Source organism: Aeromonas schubertii, assembly GCF_000820105.1.
Lineage (GTDB): Bacteria > Pseudomonadota > Gammaproteobacteria > Enterobacterales > Aeromonadaceae > Aeromonas > Aeromonas schubertii.
Map to the genome: position 1 here is coordinate 25,632 of NZ_CDDB01000025.1, position 22,104 is coordinate 47,735.

Here is a 22,104-nt window from a genome sequence, read left to right on the forward strand (position 1 = left end):
CATGCTGATCCACTCCACCCGTCAGGGGGCTATCCCCGAGACCGGCAAACCCGGGGTCATCCCCTCTCATTCCGAGCCCGCTCGCAAGAGCAAGGGGAGCGCTCGCAGCGAGCGCCAGCCCGATCTGGCGCGCCTGCAGCGCTGGGCCCTGATCGGTAACACCCAGCAGCGTATCGCCTCGGCCCAGAGCAGCGAGCAGGCGCTGGGGTTGGTGTGGAGCGAGCTGCGCAAGCTCGATGGTCAGCTGGCACAGCAACGGGGGCGGGCGCTGGAGCTCAACGGTCGCCTCAGCCGCCTGGAGCAGCACGTCAGCGGTGAGAAGGGGCCTCTCACGGCCGATCTCAAGCCCAGGCTGCTCGACAGGGCTCCCACCCTCACCTATCAGGCTGAGGGGCTGGATCTTCTCACCACCAAGGGGGAGAGCGAGCGGCTCTGGATCTCGTTCCCGGTCAGTGCCGCCGCGGTGGAGGTCAGCCTGCCCGCAGGGGCCTCGCCCCAGGAGGTGTTGTCACGGCTCAATCAGGCGCTGCAAGGGGAGCAGATCACTGCTCGTCGTGGCGCTGATGGTCAACTGACCCTGACCCTGCCCGAGGGACAGAGGCGCAAGCTCGACGAGCCGGTGTTGCTGCGTGGCGAGGGGGTCAGGCTGCCGGCGGGCAATCCCATTCCGGTGCGCTTCAAGCAGAGTGAAGGTGAGCTGGGGAAGATAGAGAAGGGGCTCTCCCGGGGAGAGATCGCCCAGGAGCAGCAGCGTATCCGCAAGCTGCTGGCCGATGTTGAGCTGTCGGTACGAGAGCTCAAGCAGTTTCGCCAGCGAGCCATGCAGCAGCTCAAGCAGGTGCAGTCGCGCAGCCAGAGCATCTCTGCCAGCGAGCTCGAGCAGCTGCAATCCCGTCTCAGTGAGGTGCTGACCCAGGGATTTGCCGGCACCATGTCGGGGCTGCTGGCCCAGGCCAATGTGTCACGGCAGACGGTGGTGGCGCTGCTCACCTGAGTGCTCGCGCTGCGACTGGGTTGTCACGCCATCCATCAGGGTGGCGTTTTGCATTTTTGGGGCCGCGAGGTGGCGGTGACGATGAAAAAAGTACGCTATCCATTAAATTTTTGTCGCCCCCCTGTCGCTCTCTTCCTGTGACGAGTTAACCGGGTCAACCGGCCCGCACCAGTAACGAACGAGGAACGCATCATGGGTCTTTCCATTCATACCAACTACGCCTCTCTGGTCACCCAAAACCAGCTGAACTCCACCAACAAGATGCTGGGTACTGCCATGCAGCGCCTGGGTACCGGTCTGCGCATCAACTCTGCCGCCGACGACGCCGCCGGTCTGCAGATGGCCACCCGTCTGCAAGCCCAGTCCAACGGCCAGAAGGTCGGCATGCGTAACGCTCAGGACGCCATGTCCATGATGCAGACCGCCGAAGGGGCCATGGATGAGATGACCAATATCGTTCAGCGTATGAAGGATCTGGCTACCCAGGCAGCAAACGGTACCAACAGCTCCGCCGACATGGCCGCCTCCAACTCCGAGTTTGGTGAGCTGCAAAAAGAGCTGAAGAACATCGTTGATAACACTACCTATGGTGGCGCCAAGCTGCTGAAGGGTGGCAAGTTCGAAAGCTCCATCACTTTCCAGATCGGTGGCTCTTCTGCTGAAACCCTGAGCCTGGATCTGTCCGCCAAGCTGAAAGACGTGACCGGTAGCACCGCCAACAAGGGTGTGGAAGGGACTGCGGTGAAGGCGGGTATCGCTGATCAGACCAAGGCCACTGCCGCCATGGGCGAACTGGATACCTTCCTGGCTGACATCGGTTCTGTCCGCTCCTCCTTCGGTGCCAATATCAACCGTCTGGAGCACACAGTGACCAACCTGGCCAACATGAAGGAGAACACCGATATGGCCAACGGCCGTATCATGGATGCCGACTTCGCGGCCGAAACCACCTCCATGACCAAGAACCAGATGTTGATGCAGGCCGGTATGTCCGTCCTCTCCAACTCCAACCAGATGACCGGCATGGTGACCTCCCTGCTGCGTTAATCCGGATAACGGGGCCCGCGTGCGGGCCCCGTACGGATAGGAAAGGGGCGTGCTTCGCCCCTTTCCTATCCGTAGCCCTTCACCGCGAGGATCCCGATTATGATGGTCGACCCCGTCACCATGGCCACCCAGCTGGTCGCCGCCGAGCGCATGAACATGGACAAGATGCTCAAGCGCCAGCAGGAGGCCTTCAAGGCGCAGCTGGAGGCCATCAATGGCCTCAACACCAAGCTCTCCGCCTTCCAGACCCAGCTCAAGGAGCTCAACAAGGCCTCTACCCTGCAGGCCCAGAAGGCGACCGCCTCGGAAGAGGGCTTTATGACCATCACCAGTGACGGCAAGGCCGTCTCGGGGGAGTACAGCCTCTTCGTCAAGCAACTGGCCCAGGCCCATCAGGTGGGCATGGTGTTCACCAGTGAGAGCGATCCCCTCCCCACCAGTGGTGAACTCAAGCTGACGGTTGCGGGCAAGGAGGTGAGCATCGATTTTGCCACCCTGCCGGCCGGCAGCACGGTGAAGGACCTGGTCAGCCAGATCAACAACGCCCCCGGTAACGACAAGGTGAAGGCGAGCCTGGTGCGCAGCGACGGCAAGTTGAATCTGGTGCTCACCAGCCGCGAGAGCGGCACCGCCAACGCCATCGACGTCCAGTTCAGCGGCGATCCTGCCTCTACCTTCGGCCAGGCCGTGGCGGCCAGAAAGGATGTGACCCTGGCCCAGGATGCCAAGGTGACCATGGGCAGTGGGCCGGGGGCCATCGAGGTGGTCTCCGCCAGCAACAAGCTCGACAAGCTGATCGATGGTCTCACCATCGATCTGACCAAGGCGCAGAAGCCGGGCGAAGCGCCTCTGCGCATCAGCGTCACCCAGGACAAGGAGACGGTGACCGGGGCGCTCAAGAAGTTTGTGGAGAGCTACAACGGCCTGGTGGATGAGATGGGAAAGCTGACGGCGAGCGATCCCAAGAATCCCGGGGCGCTCGCCTCTGACAGCTCGGTACGCAGTCTCAAGAGCGTGTTGACCCGCTCCGTGCGTGACCTGCCCAATGGCATGAGTCTTGCTCAATTGGGGATCAAGACCGACCGTCACGGCAAACTGACCCTGGACGAGACCGCGTTCAACAAGGCTCTGGAGAAGGATCCCGAGCTGCTCGGCAAGGCCCTGCTGGGGGACGATGGACTGCTCAAGCGAATGAGTAATGCCATCGATCCCTATACGGCACGGGACGGCATCTTCAAGCGCAGCAAGGAGAGCATCGAGAAGAGCCAGAAGCGGGTCGATCAGAAGATGGAGGCGCTCGATCGCCGGATGGATGCTGCCTACAAGCGCTACCTGAACCAGTTCACCGTGATGAACCAGATGCTACAGACCATGCAGGGGATCTGAACCAGAGATGTTTGAGCAAGACGATGTGCTGGCCGCCTATCAGCAGGCCGCCACCCATGCCAAGGCCGCCAGTGCCAACCCCCATCAGCTGGTGCTGATGCTGATCGACGGACTGCTCGACGAGATGGCCCGTGCCGAGGGCCATCTGCAGGCACGCCAGTTTGAGCGCAAGGGGCAGGCCATCGCCAAGTGCCTGGATATCCTCGGTGGCCTCGACAGCGCCCTCGATATGGAGCAGGGCGGGGAGCTGGCCATGAACCTGCACCGTCTCTACGACTACTGCGGTCAGCGCCTGTTCGAGATCAGCGCCAGCAACCAGGCCGACGGCTTTGCCGAGGTACGCAAGATCATCACCGAGCTGCGTGAGGGGTGGGAAGCCATGGGGCGTCATGCCGCCTGAGTGTTTCCTCCCGGGGAAGCCGGGCTTCCCCTCGTCGTCCGGTTAAGGAGGCTGACCCATGTTGCCATCACCCCAGGAGAGTGCTCGCCAGTTGTTGCTGGTGGCCACGCGTCTGCTCGATCAGGCCAGAGCCGGTCAGTGGCAGGAGGTCGCCCGCCTCGATGCGGCATTGGCCAAAGCCTGCACGCAGCTGCGCCGCGTCCCAGACCTGTGGCAGGCCCTGGAGCCGACTCGCAATGAGGTGCGCCGCCTGCATGCCGAGGCCCTGACCCTCTGCCGTGGCGAAACGCAGCGCCTGCACCGGGAGTGGCAGAGCATGGGTGAGCAGCGTGAGGGGATCCGTGCCTATGAAGAGGTGGCCAGTCAATGAACAACCTGCTGATTAACGGGACGGGGGGCTTTCGCGGCTCTCGTGGTGAGGCTATCGCCGCCGGACGGGACGGTGACGCCGAGCCGGAACCCTTCTCGCTGACCCTGGATGAGGAGAGCATGCAGGACAGCCCGCAGCTCCCCCCGAGCGTCTTGCCTCAGCCCCAATTTACCCGTATGGCGCTACCGGAAGGTGAGGTTTCCCTCTCTCCCGAAACCCAGTTGCCGGCCCCGCAGGGCAGCGACGGGCCCGCTCAGGCCGACCCGGCAGCGGATTTGCCCCGGGAGATGCCTTCCCTGGCCTTTCGCGGCATGCCGGTCAGGTTGCCGGCCGCTCCTGCAACCTCCGCAGAGGAGGGGGCATCCACGCCTCAGCCGATCGGGATGCCGTCGAGAGCGGCGCAGCCGGAACCGGGCGTGAGCGCCCCTGAGCACCCCTCCGCCCCTGTGAAGGGGGAGCGCGCGCTTCGCGAACTCTTCTCTACCACACCGCCGGGTGAAGGGGCCAGCGCCACTGCCAAGCGCGAGCTGGTGCCACTTTTGCGCCTCGCGGCGCAGCAGGGGAGTGAGCCTCTCAGGGAGAGCCGGGAGGCGGCGCCCGAACCTGTCTCCCTGAGAGGGGGGCCGGTGCCGCTTCCCTTGCAGCGACCGGGTGAAATCCAGTGGGCACCCTTGCGTCTGGCGGATCCCCAGGTGCAGTGGGGGCAGCAACTGGTGGCTGCCCTCAAAGACAAGGTTGAGCTGCAGGTGGGCCAGCAGATCAAGCAGGCCCATATCCGCCTCGATCCTCCCGAGCTGGGGCGCCTGGAGCTGAACGTGCGCATGGAGGGGGATCGTCTGACGGTGCAGCTCAATGCGGCCAACCCGGCCGTACGCGATGCCCTGATTCAGTCGATGGAACGGCTGCGCAGTGCCCTGATGCCCCATCATGCGGGCGGGGTCGAGGTGAATGTGGGCCAGGGAGGTGCCGGCCAGCAGGAGCAGAGCCCGCGGGATCAGATCCTGGCCGGTCGCCGTGCCCTGATGGAGGAGGAGGCCACGGCCAGCGATCCCCATGGCTGGCTCGATACCCTGGTGTGATCCCCTGACAACCCGAGTTTTAGCGAGAGACTAACGAGAGATGATGCGTCGAATTCTTATCTGGGTGGCGGTGGTCATCATGGTCATCAGCCTCACACTGGTGTTGGGTTATGTGGGCTACCTCAAGCGCGACAAGATAGAGGTGATGCTGGGGCTGGCCGAGCCCAAACCCGAGCTCAGTGCGACCCCGCTGTTCAAGCCCCTCGACAAGTTTGTGATCAGCCTGGAAGGGGGCGCCGATACCCACTACATGGTGCTCGAGGTCGCTCTGGTGACCCACAATCCGGCGGTATTGAACCAGCTCGATGAGCAAAAGCCGCTGCTGCGTAACGCCATGGTGCAGTACTTCAGCCACCGCAGCCATGACGAGGTGCGCAAGGAGCTGCAACAGATCAAGGTGCTACAGGAGTCCCTGCTCAAGAAACTTGAGCTGACCCTGGAGAGCTATGGCTACAAGACCTACCTCGATGAGCTGCTCATCACCAAGGTCGTGGTGCAGTAAGGCGGTAACATGGACGCGCTCTGGGCGGAGGAGAGAGAGTACCGGACATCGGCTCAGCAGGGAGAGGCCGAGGTGCTGCGCCGTTTCCTGCCCCTGGTCAAGCGCGCAGCCGGCCACCTGCGCAGCCAGGTCTCGGTCACCTTCGATCGGGAGGACATGGAGCAGGTGGGCATGATGGGGCTGCTTGAGGCGTGGCGACGCTATGGGGGCGAGCTGGATGAACAGTTCGAGAGCTTTGCCTTCAAGCGGATCCGCGGCGCCATGCTCGACGAGCTGCGCCGGCTCGACTGGCGACCGCGCCAGCTGCGCCAGCAGGTGCATGCCTTCAATCAGCAGGTGCGCGAGCTGCAGGCCCGCCTCGGCCATGTGCCGAGCGAGCCGGAGATAGCCCAGGCCCTGGGCTGCACCCTCGAAGAGGTGCGTGACCTGGCCTATGCGGGGCAGGCCGAGGCCCTGCAGAGCCTGGAGGAGTGGCTCGAGAACGGAGGCCGGGCGCCCAGTGCCGAGAGCGATGATGCGGATCTCGCCATGACGGTGAGCAAGGTGCTCACCACCCTGGACAAGCGGGAGCAGCTGCTGCTCTCCCTCTACTACCAGCACGAATTGAATATGAAAGAGATAGCCCTGGTGCTCGGCCTGACCGAGTCCCGGGTGTGCCAGTTGCACAAGCAGTGCGTGCTGCAGCTCAAGCAGCGGCTGGCGGCGTCGTTTTAACCGGGGGAGACTCCCCCTCAATCCGGAGTGGATAGATGCTTAAGCAGATTGGCATTGGGGTGATCCTCGTCTGTGTCCTGGGGGGCTTCATGATGGCGGGGGGCAAGGTGATCGCCCTGTGGCAGCCGGCCGAGCTGATCATCATCATAGGGGCCGCCGTGGGCTCCATGATGCTGGGTAACGAGAAATCGGTGCTCATCGAGATGAAGCACCAGCTCAAGCAGGTGTTCAAGCCCAACAAAGAGGAGAAGGAGCTCTATCGGGAGCTGCTGACCCTGATGCATCAACTGCTTGAGGAGACGCGCAACAAGGGGCTCAAGGCCCTCGATGAGCATATCGAGAATCCCCAGCAGAGTTCGGTCTTCCTGATGTATCCCCAGATCTCCGAGGATCCCCAACTGCTCGGCTTTATCATCGACAACCTGCGTCTGCTCGGCATGGGCAAGATCAGCCCCCACGAGCTCGATACCATGCTGGAGCAGGAGATCATGGCCATCGAAGAGGATCTCCTCAAGCCGGCCCACGCCCTGCACAAGACCGGAGAGGCCTGCCCGGGCTTTGGCATCCTGGCGGCGGTGATGGGCATCATCATCACCATGCAGCAGCTCGACGGCCCCCTGGCCAACATAGGTGTCCACGTGGCGGCCGCCCTGGTGGGCACCTTTATCGGCATCTTCCTCTGCTACTGCCTGCTCGAACCCCTGAGCTCGGCCATGGAGGAGCAGGTGAAGCGCCGCATCGGCCTCATGATGTGCATCAAGTCGATCCTGCTGGCCCAACTGCGCGGCAAGCTTCCCCTGCTGGCGGTGGACGCCGGTCGCAAGGTGCTCGAGCCCGAGGTCAAACCCAGCTTCCTCGAGCTGGAAGAGTGGGTCACCAACAGGGCGATGTAATGCGCAACCACGAGCAGATCATCATCAAGCGCCAGCAGAGGCGCAATCATGGACCCAAGGCTGGCGGTGCCTGGAAGGTGGCCTTTGCCGACTTCACCCTGGCCATGATGGCGTTTTTCATGGTGCTCTGGATCCTGGCGGTCTCCAATCAGGAGGAGCGCACCGCAGTCGCCAGCCGGCTGAGGGATTACAGCATCATGGACAGCGAGGCGAATCCCTTCGATATCAGCAACAGCCCCTATCCGGTGGATCTGGGGGGGAACCCCTCTGTGGTGGATGAGACCTCGCCCCGATTCAGCGAGCAGGGGCAGCGCATGCCCAAGTATCGCGACAACCCGGGTACCATCTTCAACGAACAGGGCAAGGCGGGTTATCAGAGCCTGCTCAAGGGGCGGGTCGAGGGTGAGAAGCAGATGCAGCAACTGGCCGGCTTTATCGGCTCCCTGGCCAACCAGATGGAGGCGAGCCGCAACCTGGAGCTGCAGGTGGTTCCCCAGGGACTGCGCATCCTTATCCGCGATAACGATCAGCGGGAGATGTACGCCCGTGGCAGCGCCCGCATCACCCCCTTCTTCCACCATCTGTTGATGGCCCTGGCCCCGGTGTTCGAACGCATCGAGAACCGGGTGATGATCTCGGGCCACACGGACGCCACCCCCTTCGCCGGACAGAACTACACCAACTGGGAGCTCTCCTCGGATCGCGCCATGATGGCGCGCCGGGTGCTGCAGGCGGGAGGCATGCCCTCCGAGCGGGTGGCACAGGTGGTGGGCATGGCCGAGACCATGCCCGAGGATCCCGACGATCCCAAGAGCAGCCGCAACCGCCGCATCGAACTGTTGATCATGTCGCAGGGGGCGGAAGAGAATCTGGACCGGCTGTTTAGCAGCCACCTCAAACAGGCGGCGGCAGCGGCTCGCCGTCAGGAGCCCTGACATTCATGGATGAAGCACTCGATCCCCTGTACGACGCCCGTCGACAGCAACCCCGTTGGTATCTGCACGATGGCCAGACTCCCTTCGAGCAGCAGTCGTGTGGCATCACAGCGCGCCTGATGGTGAGCGGCCTGCTGTTCGATCGTCGCCTGTGCCGTGTCATCATCAAGGACATAGGCCCGGGGGGCGTCGGATTTCTCGCCCCTCGCCGCTTCGAGCTGCCACGTTCCCTGCGCCTGGTGCTGCCCGGCTTACCCCCGCTCGACTGCCTGCTGATGCACAGTCGTCCGGTCGGCCCCTCCCTCTCCTTCATCGGGGGCGCCTGGGCCGAACCCGATGCCGTCGATCTGGCCCCGGTGCTGAGCCGCTGGCGTCAGCACTTCATTGCCACCAGTGGGGTCGCTTTTCCCGAAGACCCAGAGGGTCATTGATCTCGGCCTTGGGCCACTCCCGTTTCACCATATCCAGACCGCGCGCGGTACCGAACTGTAGCGGGTCCTTGAGCCCCTCCAGGGAGACGGGCAGGGTGACGGTGAGCCGTTTGCGGGGCGCCTGGCGGAGCGATGCCTCACCGTAGAGCACAGGGCAGGGGGGGCGAATGGCGGGCTCCCAACTGCGCCAGGCCGGATTGAGGGCGGTCAGCCCCTGCAGGTCCTGACGATGGCGCTGGCTCCAGCCGGTGAGGGAGCACTCCCCCGGATAGTCGACCCTGAGTTCCCCCCCCTCTCCCCACTCGGGGAGCCGCAGGCCATAGTGAGCCGGCGCCGAGAGCAGCCGACCCAGGGCCTGCAGCCTGGCCACATAGCGGCGGGTCTCTGCGGGCAGTGGCAGGGCTTGCACCGAGTGGGTTCCGGCGGCTGCCAGGCTCGCCTTGAGACGCCCTTCCCCCGCATTGTAGGCCGCCAGCGCCAGCAGCCACTCCCCGTCGAAGGTCTTCCTGAGCCAGCCGAGATAGTCGAGTGCTCCCTGAGTGGCGAGGGGGAGGGAGTAACGACCGTCAAACGCCTCCTCCACCGGTACACCGAAGCGGCGGGCCGTCTCGGGCATCAGTTGCCAGGGGCCGGCGGCGCCCGCGTGGGAGACCACATCCAGGCGGTAGCTGCTCTCCACCAGAGGCACCAGCAACAGCCAGTCGGGGAGACGGCGGCGGCGCAACTCGGCCTCGATCAGGCGCAGCATGGGGCGGGCCCGCCCCAGGGTACGCTCCAGATGCCCCTTGCTGGCGAGCAGGTAGCGAATCTCCTCCTCGATGCGCTGCTGCTCGAGGGGGGAGGGGGTCGCGGGAAGGTTCCAGGCGCGATCGTGCCAGGCCTGGAGAGGCTGGCAGAGCATCAGACTCACAAGGAGAAAAGAGTATCTCGTCAATAGCTTCAAATGGTACTATCCTTGGATAGTCTGACCCACTGATATTGCTACAGTTTTTCCCAATACCTGTCGCTTTCATTGGGTTGAACAAGGAATGGGCCAGTATGACAAACCGCAAGCAAAAGACCAAGAAAGGGACCCCGGGTCTGCAGAAGTTTCTGCTCTACCTGATCCTGGCCAATTTCATACTGGTCTGGCTCTACCAGCGCCATATTCAATCCCTGCCGGTCTTTCGCAGTCTGCTGGTGACCAGCCTGCTTATCGGCTACAACCTGCTGTTGTGCAATCTGGTAGTGCGCCGGGCCCGGCGCCACGGTGACAGCTATGTGGTCTATCCGGTGGTGATGGTCAGCATCTTTCTGTGCGCCTCCGTGCTCTATGTCTATCTCATCCGGTGAGCCCGCTGAATCCAGGATGAATGAAGAGCTCAGAGAGGCTTCATGAAGCCGGTGTAGAGTGGGCCGGGTGGTGAGGGTGCCAGCATGCTCTCCCACTCACTGTTTTCCTCACTCTGTTATTGCTTCGTGTGTTTGGGCGCCCTGAAAGGCGCCCTTTTTCTCTCTCTGCCTGCCTGGCGGCAGATCTGGCCGGCTGGCCGTGATAGCATCATCACCCATGTCGGGATAGGGTTCCCGCCCAGAACGGATTCACGGATGAAGCTCACCACTCAACTCGTCTCATTCATCACTCTCTGTGTCATCACGGCCATGGCCATGGTGATGCTCGGTGGCGTCTTCAGCTTCCGCCAGCTGGGCTTTGAGCTGCAGGAGAAGAAGGTCGATGCCCTGGTCGAGGTGCTGGATCGCAACTTCGACAGCCAGACCGAGTCGGCCGCCATGGTGGAGTGGTTGCCAAGCCTGCTGCGCTCCGCCCATGTCATCTCCCTCGATGTTTATCGTGGTGAGCAGAAGGTCTACGGCTTTCAGAACCTGACCCAGGCTGAGCCGGACGATCCGCTGGTGGATTACCGCCTCACCTTGCCAAGGCACGCCGAGTTTGAGGCCCGCCTGAGGCTGGAGCGTCCCTTCAAGGAGTTCGAATACTCCCTCGAGGCGATGTTCGGCATCTCGTTCGGGGTCTTTATCGTGGTCTTTGGCCTCTGGTTCTCCATCCGTTGGCTGCGCGAGCAGCTGCGCGGCGCCGAGTTGCTTAACCACAGGGCCGAACTGATTCTCTCCGGCTCCCTTGGCAAGCTCAACCATGATCCGGCCGAGGAGTGGCCCGCCAGTGCCAGCAAGGCGATCGATTACCTGCTGGCCGAGCTGGCCGATGCCCGCAAGGAGCGCAGCCGCTTCGACAGCTTCATCCGCAGCAATGCCTTCGTGGACAAGGTGACCGGCACCGGCAACCGCATCTTCTTCGACAACCGGCTGGAGAGTGCCATCCGTGACTCGGCGGCCCTCAATGGCGGTATGCTGCTGATCGAACTCGCCGGTCTCGACGAGCTGGAGGGGAACGAGAGCGCCATGAACGAGGTGCTGCAGGAGGCGAGCCTCTCTATCGGCACCTTCGTGCGCAAACACGCCGGTGCCTTGCAGGCGCGCTATGCGGCGCACCTCTTCGCCGTACTCTTGCCCAATCAGGGAGAGAGTGAGCTGGTGGATGCGGCCACCCAGCTGCACAAGAGCCTGCTGCGCCTGCACTGGCCCGAGGCGGTGGAGGGAGAGATCTATGTGGGCGCCGTCTGTTATCGCACCTCAGACACCATGGCCCAGGTGCAGGAGGAGGCCGAGCTGGCCCTCAAGAGCGCTCGCCTGCAGGGGGGAAGCGGCTGGTTCCTGTTCGAGAAGCTCTCGCCCGACGAGGAGAATACCAACAAGGGGACGGTGCGCTGGCGCACCCTGCTGACCCGCCGTATCGAGGAGCGGGCCGTGCGTCTCTACAGCCAGCCGGTGATGCAGGGGCAGGGGCAGCTGGTGTTGCAACAGGAGCTGCTGGCCCGTCTCGACGACGAGCAGGGGCATGAACTGCTGGCGGGTGTCTTCATGCCCATGGCCGAGAAGTCGGGCATGCTGCTTCCGTTCGATCGCCTGATGGCCGAGCAGGTGTTGTCGCTGCTGCAGCGTCTGCCCCCCGACGCCCCGCCCGTCAGCCTCAACATCTGTGCCCAGAGCCTGCTCAACCGGGAGTTCCACCGCTGGCTCTTCTTCTCGCTGTTCCAGCTGCCGCGCAGTCGCAACGAGCAGCTGATTCTGGAGTGTTCAGAGTCCCAGATCACCCGCTACTTCGAGGCCCTCAAGAAGCCCCTGCGCTCCCTGCGCATGCTGGGGGTGCGTCTGACCGTGGATCATGCGGGGCAGGATGTGGTGAGCACCCAGTACATCAAGGAGTTCGACATCAACTTCCTCAAGATCCACCCCAGCCTGGTGCGGGACATCCACCTGCGTCAGGTCAACCAGATGGCGGTGCGCAGTCTGATCGGGGGCTGCGCCAATACCCATACGCGGGTCCTGGCGGTCGGGGTAGAGAGCGCCGAGGAGTGGCACTGCCTGCGCCACCTCGGGGTGCACGCCGGGCAGGGGATCTGGTTTGCCGGGCCCGCTCCTATGGTGATCCCAGACGCCCCTGCTCCCTGAGCCCTGCCAGCCCCTGCAGCCCCCCGGTGTGGATGAAGACGATACGGCTGCCACGGGGGATGGCGCCGGCCTCCAGCTCGCGGCACAGACCGTGCATCCCCTTGCCGCTGTAGATGGGCTCGAGGGGAAGGCCAGTGTGGGCCGAGAAGGCCTCGACCCAGTGCCACAGTTCGGGTGAGAAGCGGGCATACCCCCCCTGATGATGATCCTGCGTGACTCGCCATCCCGCTGATTCGGCGGCTGCCGGCCAGAGCCTGCATATCTCTGCGGGCAGAAAATCCCCCTTGAGTACGGCGATGGCCAGCACCTGCTCGCCGCTGCCTCGTCCGCTCAGCAGCCCCGCAGTGGTGCCGCCACTGGCACAGGGGAGCACCCAGAGATCCGGTGAGAAGGGCACTTCCCCGACCAGCTCGGCGACCCCGGCCAGGGCCAGGGGGCTGCTGCCTCCCTCGGGGATCAGCAGGGTATCGGGCCCCGCCAGGCGCCCGAGCCACTCAGGATCGTGGCGCAGCCGATAGGTCTGTCTGTCCACAAAGGTGAGGGTCATGCCCCACTCCCGACATTGGCGCAGGGTGGCGTTATCCGCCGCCTGGGGTTCGCCACGCACCAGCGCCCGGGTGGCGAAGCCAAAGCGTCTTCCGGCGGCGGCCAGGGCGTGCAGGTGGTTGGAGTAGGCACCTCCGAACGAGAGCAGGGTGGAGAGCCCCTGCGCCCTGGCGTGGATCAGGTGATATTTCAGCTTGCGCCACTTGTTGCCCGAGATGAGGGGATCGAGCAGATCGTCCCGTTTGACCCATACCTCTACCCCGGCCCGGGTGAACAGGGGATGACTCAGCCGCTCCAGCGGAGAGGGGGGGATCGCCGAGAGGTGGGCGCCCAGGGTGGCACAGTCGGGAAAAGTCTCGTCTTGATCACTGTAATTGATTGACATACTTGTGTTTTACTTAAATGAAGCCACCTTTGTGTGATACAGTTTAAGCCGTTTTGTCGACAAGATCGCAGAGTGGATTGATGCGCCGATGGTTCAAAAGTAGGTCGCAGTCCGACCCGGTCGGACTGTTATTGGGACGAGACCGACTCTGGCTGGCCTGTGCCGAGCCGGCCCCCCTGTTCGCGTCACTCCCCTGCGCCGGGCCCCAGGAGTGGTCCAGCGCCATTCCCGCCCTGCTCGCCCAGCATGCGCCGGGCCAGAGAAAGGTTCATCTGGTGCTCTGTAGCGAGCACTACCAACAGGCACAGATCGACAAGCCGGCCGTCCCCGATGGGGAGCTGGCCGGTGCCCTGCCCTGGGCCATCAAGGATTTCGTCACCGAGCCTGTGATGCAGCTCTCTCTCGACTATGTGGACTTGCCCACTCCGCCGGCCGGACGCCCTCGCATCAATGTGATCGCCGTGGCCAAGAGCCGGGTGCAGCAGCTGGCCGATGCGGTCAATCAGGTTGCCCGTCTCGAGAGTATCACCACCGACGAGCTCTCCCTCACCGCCCTGTTTGAGGAGGATGGCGCCGTGCGTCTGCTGCTGTGGCAGCCCGCAGGGCAGGAGTTGCAGCTGCTGGTCTTCCATCGGGGAGGCCTCTGTTTCTCCCGGGTGCTGCGTGGCTTCAAGGGGCTGGCGAGCGCCCCCCTTGAGCCGCTCGAGCTCGACTCCCTCACCCTCGAGATCCAGCGCTCCCTCGACTATCTGCAGGGGCAACTCAAGCTGCCCGAGTGTGCCACCCTGCAACTGGCCCTCACCTCTCCCGGTCTCGGGGCGCTGGTCGGCCATCTGGAGCAGAGTTTCGGCTTTGCCGTCTCGGCCATGGCCAACAAGGCCATTCTCAATGGCATCGACTATCTGCCCGCCTATGCGGTGGCCAGGGGAGCGGGGGCATGAAGAACCGGATCAATCTCTATGGCCCCGAGTTTCGCCCGCGCCGCCAGTGGGCCTCCCTGTCGCAGATGATGCTGGCCTGGGGAGGTGTGCTGCTCCTGCTGCTGGGGGTTGCCGCCTACCTTGGCTGGCAGCAGAGCGCCCTGGATACCCGTCAGTTGGCGCTGGAGAGCGAGCTGGGACAACTGAGGGCCGAATCGGCGCGGCTCGATGCCGAGTTGGCTCGGCGTCAGCCCAGTGCGGCGCTCTCTGCCGAACTGACCGCTCTGCGCGAACAGGTGAGCGGCATGGAGCTGATGTTGCAGCAGCTCGGCGTCCTCGCCCCGGAGCGGGGTCAGAGTCATGCCTTGCTGCTGCGCGAGCTCGCCGGTCTCTCCGCCTCCGGCCTCGCTCTGGAGCGGATCCGGGTCGAGGGGGATCGCATCACGCTGGGGGGGGAGACCCGCAGCAGCGAGGAGGTGCCCGCCTGGGTGGCCCGCTTCGGTGAGACCCGCACTCTGGCGGGCAAGGCCTTTCCCGAGTTCCTGCTCAGCCGCGACCCCAAGGGGCGGCTCTTGTTCCAACTGGGGTCGCTCCCCAAGGAGACCCCATGAACGCCGCATCCATGAGTCAGCAGTGGCGACAACTGGGCGAGCGGGTGGCCAGGTTGTCGACCCGGGAGCGGGTCATGGTGCTCGTCACCGGCCTGGTGCTGCTGCTCCTTCCCCTCGGCGAGTACTGGATTGGACCCGCGCTGGAGCATCAGGCCCAGAGCCGTGAGCGGCTCGAGACCCTGACCCGGGACACCGAGATGGCGCGGCTCGGGATCGAGGGGCGCAAGGCCCGTCTGGCGCGGGATCCCGATGCCGAGGTGAGCCGGGATATCAATCAGAGCCGTGAACGGCTTACCGCCTTGCAGCAGAGCCTGCGGGAGCAAACCGTGGATCTGATCGCCGCCGAGGAGATGCCGGCGGTGCTGCAGGGGTTGCTCGCTCACGGTGAGCGCCTGCGGCTGGTTTCCATGACCAGCCGCCCCCCCGAACCCCTGCTCCCGCCGGAGCAGAAAGCCAACCTCTATCGTCACCAGATAGAACTGGTGCTGGAGGGGGGCTACTTCGACGTCTATCGCTATCTGCAGGCCCTGGAGGGTCTGCCACGCCACTTCTATTGGCGCCAGTTTGATTATCGGGTCGAGCAGTGGCCCAAGGCCAGGGTGGCCTTGACCCTCTATACCCTCAGTGCCAGCAAGGAGTTTATTCGTGGCTAGTCTGCTGCTGGTGTTGGGTGCCGTGGTGGCCCTTGGCACCCCTCTCAAGGATCCCACCACCCCCCTTAGCGGTGGTGGTGCCGGCGACGCCCAGGTTGCGGCGGCCGGGTTGCCCCGGCTGCAGAGCATCGTTCTGGGCAATGGCCCGGCGCTGGCCGTGCTGGGGGGAAAGAGTTATCGCCAGGGTGACCAGGTCGCCGGGTGGCGCATCAACAGTATCACAGGAGACAGGGTGATGCTGGAGCGAGGGCAGGAGAAGACCAGCCTGACCCTCTTCGGTGACAAGGTGATTCGCTAGGGCCTGGGCCCCGGCGCTTTCGGGTAGACGACGCATGAGATCATTTCAGTACGCCATTCTCTCTCTGGCGCTGGCTGCGGCCGGCTGTACCAGCTATCAGCATCCTGAGCCGAAGGAGGCCAAGGATGCCCTGCGCGATGCACAAAGGCAGCCTGCCCCTGCGCTGGCGCTTCCCAGCGCGGTGCAGAGCGAGCTGCTGGCGCTTCCCGCGCCCAACCTGACCCCTCCTCCCATCGCGGAGAAGCGTCTGCGCATCGCCGCCCAGGAGGTAGAGGCCGCCGACTTCTTCGGCTCTCTGTTCAAGGGATCCCGCTACAGCGTGGCGGTTCACCCCGGAGTGAGCGGACTCATCACCCTGGAGCTCAAGGATGTGACCCTGACCGAGGCCCTCGCCACCGTGGCCGACATGTATGGCTTCGATATTCAGCGTCGGGGCTATGTCTATCACATCTATCCGGCCGGGCTGCGTACCGAGACCATGCCGGTCAACTACCTGATGATGTCCCGCCGCGGCATGTCACGCACCACCGTCTCTACCGGCGGGGTGACCAACACCAATAACAACGACGGCAGCAGCGACTTTAACAACAGCAACAGCAGTAGCGGCACCAGTAGCAATAACAGCGGTTCTGGCAACCAGACCACTGGCAACGGCACCCGCATCGAGACCGACAACGAGGCCGACTACTGGCGCGACCTGCGCGAGGCCCTGCAGACCCTGATCGGCAATGGTGACGGGCGGGCTGTCATCGTCAGCCCCCAGGCGGGGCTGGTGACGGTGCGCGCCTATCCGGCCGAGCTCAAGGCGGTGAAGGGGTTCCTCAACCAGTCGGAAGAGCACCTCAAGCGGCAGGTGATCCTGGAGGCGCGGATCCTCGAGGTGGGCCTCAACGAGGGGTATGAGCAGGGAGTCGACTGGAGTGGTCTCTCCGCCAGTTGGGACGGTAATAAGGGCATCAGGAACGGGGAATCACTCGGTACCAGTAGCGTGGGTGCGACCAATGCCATCTTCAAGGCCATCGGCGGCGGTGCCGGCTTTACCATCTCGGATGGCAACTTCAACGTGGCGGTCAATCTGCTCAAGACCCAGGGGGATGTGAATACCCTCTCCAGTCCCCGTGTCACCGCAACCAACAACCAGAAGGCGGTGATCAAGGTGGGGACGGACGAGTATTTTGTGACCGATGCCTCCACCACGGTCACTACCTCGGGGACCAACCCCATCGTCACACCCAATGTCGAATTGACCCCCTTCTTCTCGGGCATTGCCCTGGACGTCACCCCCCAGATCGACGATCAGGGCAAGGTACTGCTCCATATCCACCCCTCGGTGATCGATACCGAGGAGCAGAAGAAGAGCATCAAGGTAGGCTCTTCCGATGAGCTGGTACTCCCCCTGGCCAAGAGCTCGATCCGCGAGTCCGATACCGTGGTGCAGGCCAATAACGGTGACATCATCGTCATCGGCGGTCTGATGAAGACCGACAAGAAGGAGGTGGTGAGCAAGGTGCCCCTGCTGGGGGATATCCCCTGGGTGGGTGAGGCCTTTACCAACCGCAACGAGAAGACCCAGAAGGTGGAGCTGGTGATCATGCTCAAACCCACCATCGTCGAGAGCAACACCTGGCAACAGGAGCTGCAGCGCTCCAGCGAGCTGCTCGACAAGTGGTATCCGGCCGGACCTTAAGCCATGTACCTGGAGCACTTCGGCCTGAGTGAGCCCCCCTTCGGGCTCACTCCCAACACCGGCTTCTACTACGGGCTGCCTCCCCATGAGGAGGCGCTCGAGGTGTTGCGCTGGGCGCTGGAGCAGGGGGAGGGTTTCATCAAGGTGACCGGCGAGGTGGGCACCGGCAAGACCCTGCTCTGCCGCAAGCTGCTCGGTGAGCTCGGCTCCGAGTCCCGACCGGTGCGCTGCGCCTGGTTGCCCAACCCGCACCTGACCCCGGACGAGCTGCGCGCGGCCCTGGCCCATGAACTTGGCATGGCGCGCCAGGAGGGGTGGGAGCTGGATCTCACCGATCGCCTGCACCGTCACCTCATCGCCCTGCACCAGCAGGGGTTTCGGGTGGTGGTGCTGATCGACGAGGCGCAGGCCCTGCCCGATGCGGCCCTGGAGGCGATCCGCCTGTTTGGCAACCTGGAGACGGAGTCGAGCAAGCTGCTTCAGGTGGTGCTGTTTGGCCAGCCCGAGCTCGACAGCCGGCTGGGCCAGGCGCACCTGCGCCAGCTGCGCCAGCGCATCGGTTTCTCCTATGCCTTGCGCCCCCTGCGCCGTGACGAGGCGCGCGCCTATCTCGAGCACAGGCTGCAGGTCTCCGGTTATCGCGGTGCCCCCCTCTTCAGTGCCGCCGCCAACCGGCTACTGTGGCGCTCCGCCCGGGGTATCCCCCGGCTGCTCAATATCCTGGCCCACAAGAGCCTGATGTTGGCCTATGGCAAGGGGGTGCGTGAGGTGGGGCGCCCTCTGGTGCGCGAGGCGGTACGTGATACCGCCGATGCGAGGGGGCGGCGTGCGCCGCTCTGGTGGGGGCTGGGCATAGGGCTGCTGGCCCTGCTGGTCTGGGGGGCGAGCCGATGAGCGTCATCAACCAGATGCTTAACGATCTCGAGGCGCGCCGTCATCGGGAAGGAGAGGGCGCCCGCTATATGCCAGTGGCCCGCACGCCCCTCTGGCTGCTGGCCCTGGTGACCCTCACCTGCCTGGCAGGCCTGCTGCTGGTGGGGTGGCGGGGATGGCTCTACTGGCAGGCCGAGGAGGCCCGTCACCAGGCCTCGCCCGAGGTCGACAGCGTCGTGGTGCATCCCGCTGCCGGTGAGCCGGCAGAGCGGACCCAGATCGCGACCGTTTCGCCCCCTCATCCTGATGGCACAGGCATGGATACCCCCCGGCCGCCGCTCACCCCGACCCAGGTCGCCGAACCCGATACCGAGGTGGCCTTGCCCGTCCCGGATCGCGCGCTCTCTCACGAGGAAGAGCTGGTGGTGCCCCCCGGTGAGGATCCCGAGGCCTTTTACGCCCGCGTCGATGCCGCCTTGCAGCCCGAGCGCCAGGAGGAGGAGGCCCTCCAGGCCGGGGCGGCGGATCCGGCCCCCAAGGCTCCCCCCAAGAATCAGCTACGCATCGACAGGGTCTCTCTCTCCCCCGCCGAGCTGGCGGCGCTGGCCGACAAGAAGGCGAGCAGCGCCCTGGCCAGGGGTGATATGGCCGAGGCGGAGCGGCAATATGTGGATCTGCTGGAGCTACAGCCGCAGCAGGTGGCGCCACGCAAGCAACTGGCGGCCCTGCTCTATGGCCAGGGGCGCCTCGAGGAGGCCAATCGCCTGCTCGAGGAGGGGGTGCGTCGTCATCCGACCGAGCCCGATTTTCGCCTCTTGCTGGCCCGACTGGCACTGGCCACCGGGCAACAGTCCCAGGCCCTCAATTGGCTCGCCGGAGCGCGTCCACCGCTGCCTGGCAACCTCGACTACTACGCCACCTGGGCCGGTGTGGCCCAGGAGCTGGGCCACACCGGCGAGGCCCGGGATCTCTATCTGCAACTGCTGCGCAGCAAGCCCGACGAGGGACGCTGGTGGCTGGGGCTGGGGGTGGCCGAGGAGCGGCTGGGCAACGGGGCCCGTGCCCTCGATGCCTATCGCAGCGCCCAGCTGCACGGCGGGCTCGGCGATGCCTCGAGCCAGTGGCTGGGGCAGCGCATCGCCGCCCTGACCCCATGATGAAGGAGTAACCATGGCACAACCCAGACTCAAGATGCGGCTCGGCGACCTGCTGGTGCAAGAGCAGATCGTCTCGGACGATCAACTGCAGCTGGCCCTGCAGCAGCAGCGCCAGACCGGCCGCAAACTGGGGGCGACCCTGATCGAGCTCGGCTTCATCAGCGAGGTGCAGTTGCTGCAGTTTCTCGCCCGTCAGCTGGAGGTGCCCTTCTTCGATCTCAACACCCTCACCATAGACGTGGCGGCGGTGCAACTGCTGCCCGAGGTGCAGGCTCGTCGTTATCGGGCCCTGGCGGTCAATCGCAGTGACGACGTGGTGACGGTGGCCATGTCGGATCCGGCAGATCTCAGCGCCCTCGATGCGGTCGCGGCCCTGCTGGCACCGCGTCAGATGGCCCTGGCGGTGGCCCGGGAGGGGCAACTGCTCGACTATTTCGATCGCCTCTATCGCCGTACCCGCGAGATAGAGAGCTTCGCCGAGCAGCTGCGCGAGGAGTATCAGGAGGCGGACTTCGAGCTGGGTGGCAATAACCTGGAGGGGAGTGGCGAAGGGGAGGCGACGGTGGCCAAGCTGCTGCGCTCCCTGTTTGAGGATGCCGTTCAGGTGGGGGCCTCGGACATCCATATCGAGCCGGATGAGAAGGTGTTGCGCATTCGCCAGCGGATCGACGGCGTGCTGCACGAGAACGTGCTCAATGAAGTACGGATCGCCCAGGCGCTGGTGCTGCGCCTCAAGCTGGTGGCCGGCCTCGATATCTCGGAGAAGCGGCTGCCCCAGGATGGCCGCTTCAACATGAAGGTGCGCGGTCACGACGTGGATGTGCGTATCTCCACCATGCCGGTACAACACGGGGAGTCGGTGGTGATGCGTCTGCTGGATCAGTCCGGCGGCCTGCTCTCCCTCGAAGATACCGGCATGCCGCCGGAGATCCTGGTGCGCTTCCGGCGCCAGCTCAAACGCCCCCATGGCATGATCCTGGTCACCGGTCCCACCGGGAGTGGCAAGACCACCACCCTCTACGGGGCGCTCTCGGAGATCAACCAGCCGAGCCACAAGATCATCACGGTAGAAGACCCGGTGGAGTACCGTATTCCCCGCATCAACCAGGTGCAGGTCAATACCAAGATAGGTCTTACCTTCTCCACCGTGCTGCGTTCGACCCTGCGTCAGGACCCTGACATCCTGCTGGTGGGGGAGATGCGTGACAACGAGACGGTGGAGATAGGCCTGCGCGGCGCCATCACGGGCCACCTGGTGCTCACCACCCTGCACACCAACGATGCGGTCACCAGCGCCCTGCGCCTCATCGACATGGGGGCGCCGGGCTATCTGGTGGCCAGCGCCCTGCGCGCCGTGGTGGCTCAGCGCCTGGTGCGCCGTCTGTGCGAGCACTGCCGCCAGCCGGCCGAGCCGGATCAGGCCCAGGCCACCTGGCTCGCCACCTTGAGCGGCGAGCGTCCCGGAGAGCATGTCTACCACGCCGGACGGGGTTGCCAGAGTTGCAACTTCACCGGCTACCGGGGGCGGATCGGGGTCTATGAGCTGCTCGAGCTGGATCAGCCCATGATGGACGCCTTGCGTCGGGACGATGCCGAAGGTTTCGCCCGGGCCGCCCGGGAGCAGCCGCTCTATCGTCCCCTGGCCCTGGTGGCCCTGGACTATGCCCGCACCGGCGTTACCTCGGTCGACGAGGTGCTGCGTCTGGCCGAGGATCTGGGGTAAGTCATGGCTCACTTCATCTATCGGGGACGTGACAACCAGGGACGAGAGGCGCGCGGCGAGCTGGAGGCGGCGAGCGAGATGGCGGCCGCCGAGGCCCTGATGCGCCGGGGCATTCTGCCCACCGAGATCCGGCCCGGCAAGAAGAGTGCGGCGGCCATCGACTGGTCGCTGTTGCTCGAGCGGGGCGTGCGTCTCGAGGAGCTGGTCATCTTCACCCGCCAGATGTATGCCCTGACCCGGGCCGGTATCCCGATATTGCGCGCCATGGCCGGCCTGGCCGAGAGCACCCACAGCAAGCCGCTCAAGCGTGCCCTGATGAACCTCGGCGAGGAGCTTGGCAACGGCAAGCCGCTCTCCACCGCCATGCAGGCCCATCCCAGGGTCTTTAGTTCTCTCTTTATCGCCATCATCCACGTGGGGGAGAACACGGGTCAGCTGGAGGAGGCCTTCCTGCAGTTGGCCAACTACTTCGAGCTGGAGCTGGAGACCCGCAAGCGGATCAAGACCGCCATGCGCTACCCCAGCTTCGTGCTGATCGCCATCGGTGTGGCCATGGTGATCCTCAATATTTTCGTCATTCCCACCTTCGCCGGCATGTTTGCCAAATTCGGGGTGGAGCTGCCGCTCGCCACCCGGATCCTGCTCGCCACCTCCCACTTCTTCGTCCACTACTGGTGGTTGATGCTGGCGGCTCTGATCGGCTGCGTGCTGGGTTGGCGCTGGTGGACCGGTACGCCGGGAGGAAAACTCACCTGGCACCGCTGGCAACTGCGCCTGCCCATCGTCGGGGACATCATAGAGCGCTCCCTGCTGGCGCGCTTCTCCCGCAGCTTTGCCATGATGCTGCGCGCCGGTGTTCCCCTCAACACGGCCCTGACCCTGGTGGCCGAGGCGGTGGACAACGCCTGGATGGCCCACCGGATCCGCGACATGCGAAGCGGCATCGAGCGTGGCGAGAGCCTGCTGCGCACCGCCACCCAGAGTCACCTC

24 protein-coding genes are annotated in these 22,104 nt (G+C 64.5%); 22 read left to right on the forward strand and 2 right to left on the reverse strand.

The features are described 5' to 3' along the window. Position 1: 1 nt before the first annotated feature. The 11 genes from BN1133_RS04950 to BN1133_RS05000 all read left to right on the forward strand — a co-directional run bounded on the left by BN1133_RS04950 (position 2) and on the right by BN1133_RS05000 (position 8,751). On the forward strand, positions 2-994 hold the full coding sequence (locus BN1133_RS04950) for a hypothetical protein (protein WP_050665442.1): 993 nt from the start codon (positions 2-4) through the stop codon (positions 992-994). 192 nt (positions 995-1,186) lie between these two features. Further along, positions 1,187-2,041 carry a lateral flagellin LafA gene (lafA, locus tag BN1133_RS04955; RefSeq protein WP_050665443.1) on the forward strand — a complete coding sequence of 285 codons (855 nt, stop codon included), beginning with the start codon at positions 1,187-1,189 and terminating at the stop codon, positions 2,039-2,041. A 99-nt stretch (positions 2,042-2,140) separates the two neighbouring features. Beyond that, complete coding sequence (gene lafB, locus BN1133_RS04960) at positions 2,141-3,427, forward strand: lateral flagellar capping protein LafB (protein ID WP_050665444.1); 1,287 nt, start codon at positions 2,141-2,143, stop codon at positions 3,425-3,427. Positions 3,428-3,434: 7 nt separating this feature from the next. Beyond that, complete coding sequence (gene lafC / locus BN1133_RS04965) at positions 3,435-3,827, forward strand: lateral flagellar export chaperone LafC (protein ID WP_050665445.1); 393 nt, start codon at positions 3,435-3,437, stop codon at positions 3,825-3,827. A 58-nt stretch (positions 3,828-3,885) separates the two neighbouring features. Further along, positions 3,886-4,197 carry a hypothetical protein gene (locus BN1133_RS04970; protein ID WP_050665446.1) on the forward strand — a complete coding sequence of 104 codons (312 nt, stop codon included), beginning with the start codon at positions 3,886-3,888 and terminating at the stop codon, positions 4,195-4,197. Then, positions 4,194-5,276, forward strand: a complete 1,083-nt coding sequence (locus tag BN1133_RS20520; protein WP_269429885.1) for a flagellar hook-length control protein FliK — start codon at positions 4,194-4,196, stop codon at positions 5,274-5,276. The genes BN1133_RS04970 and BN1133_RS20520 overlap by 4 nt, the downstream gene beginning before the upstream one ends. Positions 5,277-5,319: 43 nt before the next feature. After that, a complete protein-coding gene (locus BN1133_RS04980; RefSeq protein ID WP_050665447.1) occupies positions 5,320-5,778 on the forward strand; it encodes a flagellar basal body-associated FliL family protein in 459 nt (152 codons plus the stop codon). A 9-nt stretch (positions 5,779-5,787) separates the two neighbouring features. Continuing rightward, positions 5,788-6,492 carry a lateral flagellar system RNA polymerase sigma factor LafS gene (gene lafS, locus BN1133_RS04985; protein ID WP_050665448.1) on the forward strand — a complete coding sequence of 235 codons (705 nt, stop codon included), beginning with the start codon at positions 5,788-5,790 and terminating at the stop codon, positions 6,490-6,492. A gap of 35 nt (positions 6,493-6,527) precedes the next feature. Continuing rightward, positions 6,528-7,385 carry a lateral flagellar motor stator protein LafT gene (lafT, locus tag BN1133_RS04990; protein WP_050665449.1) on the forward strand — a complete coding sequence of 286 codons (858 nt, stop codon included), beginning with the start codon at positions 6,528-6,530 and terminating at the stop codon, positions 7,383-7,385. Further along, positions 7,385-8,320 (forward strand): lateral flagellar motor protein LafU, encoded by a 936-nt coding sequence (gene lafU / locus BN1133_RS04995; RefSeq protein WP_050665450.1) that lies wholly within the window; start codon positions 7,385-7,387, stop codon positions 8,318-8,320. Before lafT ends, lafU begins: the two co-directional genes overlap by 1 nt. A 5-nt stretch (positions 8,321-8,325) precedes the next feature. Beyond that, entirely contained in the window at positions 8,326-8,751 is a 426-nt protein-coding gene (locus BN1133_RS05000) for a hypothetical protein (RefSeq protein ID WP_050665451.1), read from the forward strand. On the opposite strand, the gene BN1133_RS05005 is transcribed toward BN1133_RS05000, so the two are convergent. Further along, positions 8,702-9,652, reverse strand: coding sequence for a lytic transglycosylase domain-containing protein (locus BN1133_RS05005; RefSeq protein WP_050665452.1), 951 nt, complete (start codon positions 9,650-9,652; stop codon positions 8,702-8,704). The two genes, BN1133_RS05000 and BN1133_RS05005, sit on opposite strands and share 50 nt — an antisense overlap. Before the next feature lie 137 nt (positions 9,653-9,789). Here BN1133_RS05005 and BN1133_RS05010 point away from each other — a divergent pair, with 137 nt between their 5' ends. Next, positions 9,790-10,083, forward strand: coding sequence for a hypothetical protein (locus BN1133_RS05010; protein ID WP_050665453.1), 294 nt, complete (start codon positions 9,790-9,792; stop codon positions 10,081-10,083). Positions 10,084-10,338: 255 nt separating this feature from the next. Continuing rightward, complete coding sequence (locus BN1133_RS05015) at positions 10,339-12,261, forward strand: EAL domain-containing protein (protein WP_050665454.1); 1,923 nt, start codon at positions 10,339-10,341, stop codon at positions 12,259-12,261. Here the strand turns inward: BN1133_RS05015 and BN1133_RS05020 are convergent. Next, positions 12,230-13,192 (reverse strand): 1-aminocyclopropane-1-carboxylate deaminase/D-cysteine desulfhydrase, encoded by a 963-nt coding sequence (locus BN1133_RS05020; protein ID WP_082177904.1) that lies wholly within the window; start codon positions 13,190-13,192, stop codon positions 12,230-12,232. The two genes, BN1133_RS05015 and BN1133_RS05020, sit on opposite strands and share 32 nt — an antisense overlap. A gap of 80 nt (positions 13,193-13,272) precedes the next feature. Here BN1133_RS05020 and BN1133_RS05025 point away from each other — a divergent pair, with 80 nt between their 5' ends. The 9 genes from BN1133_RS05025 to BN1133_RS05065 all read left to right on the forward strand — a co-directional run. Beyond that, a complete protein-coding gene (locus tag BN1133_RS05025) occupies positions 13,273-14,133 on the forward strand; it encodes a type IV pilus biogenesis protein PilM (RefSeq protein ID WP_050665455.1) in 861 nt (286 codons plus the stop codon). Continuing rightward, entirely contained in the window at positions 14,130-14,723 is a 594-nt protein-coding gene (locus BN1133_RS05030) for a hypothetical protein (protein ID WP_050665456.1), read from the forward strand. Before BN1133_RS05025 ends, BN1133_RS05030 begins: the two co-directional genes overlap by 4 nt. After that, positions 14,720-15,376: a hypothetical protein gene (locus tag BN1133_RS05035; protein WP_050665457.1), complete on the forward strand. Its 657-nt coding sequence runs from the start codon at positions 14,720-14,722 to the stop codon at positions 15,374-15,376. The genes BN1133_RS05030 and BN1133_RS05035 overlap by 4 nt, the downstream gene beginning before the upstream one ends. After that, positions 15,369-15,674: a SctD/MshK family protein gene (locus BN1133_RS05040; protein ID WP_082177905.1), complete on the forward strand. Its 306-nt coding sequence runs from the start codon at positions 15,369-15,371 to the stop codon at positions 15,672-15,674. The genes BN1133_RS05035 and BN1133_RS05040 overlap by 8 nt, the downstream gene beginning before the upstream one ends. A gap of 34 nt (positions 15,675-15,708) precedes the next feature. Further along, complete coding sequence (mshL, locus tag BN1133_RS05045; protein ID WP_050665459.1) at positions 15,709-17,361, forward strand: pilus (MSHA type) biogenesis protein MshL; 1,653 nt, start codon at positions 15,709-15,711, stop codon at positions 17,359-17,361. A gap of 3 nt (positions 17,362-17,364) precedes the next feature. After that, positions 17,365-18,255 carry an ExeA family protein gene (locus BN1133_RS05050; protein WP_050665460.1) on the forward strand — a complete coding sequence of 297 codons (891 nt, stop codon included), beginning with the start codon at positions 17,365-17,367 and terminating at the stop codon, positions 18,253-18,255. Further along, positions 18,252-19,391 (forward strand): tetratricopeptide repeat protein, encoded by a 1,140-nt coding sequence (locus BN1133_RS05055; RefSeq protein WP_050665461.1) that lies wholly within the window; start codon positions 18,252-18,254, stop codon positions 19,389-19,391. The genes BN1133_RS05050 and BN1133_RS05055 overlap by 4 nt, the downstream gene beginning before the upstream one ends. Before the next feature lie 13 nt (positions 19,392-19,404). Next, positions 19,405-21,114 carry an MSHA fimbrial ATPase MshE gene (mshE, locus tag BN1133_RS05060; RefSeq protein WP_050665462.1) on the forward strand — a complete coding sequence of 570 codons (1,710 nt, stop codon included), beginning with the start codon at positions 19,405-19,407 and terminating at the stop codon, positions 21,112-21,114. A 3-nt stretch (positions 21,115-21,117) separates the two neighbouring features. Next, positions 21,118-22,104: type II secretion system F family protein (locus BN1133_RS05065; RefSeq protein ID WP_050665463.1), on the forward strand; the 987-nt coding region annotated here is incomplete at its 3' end.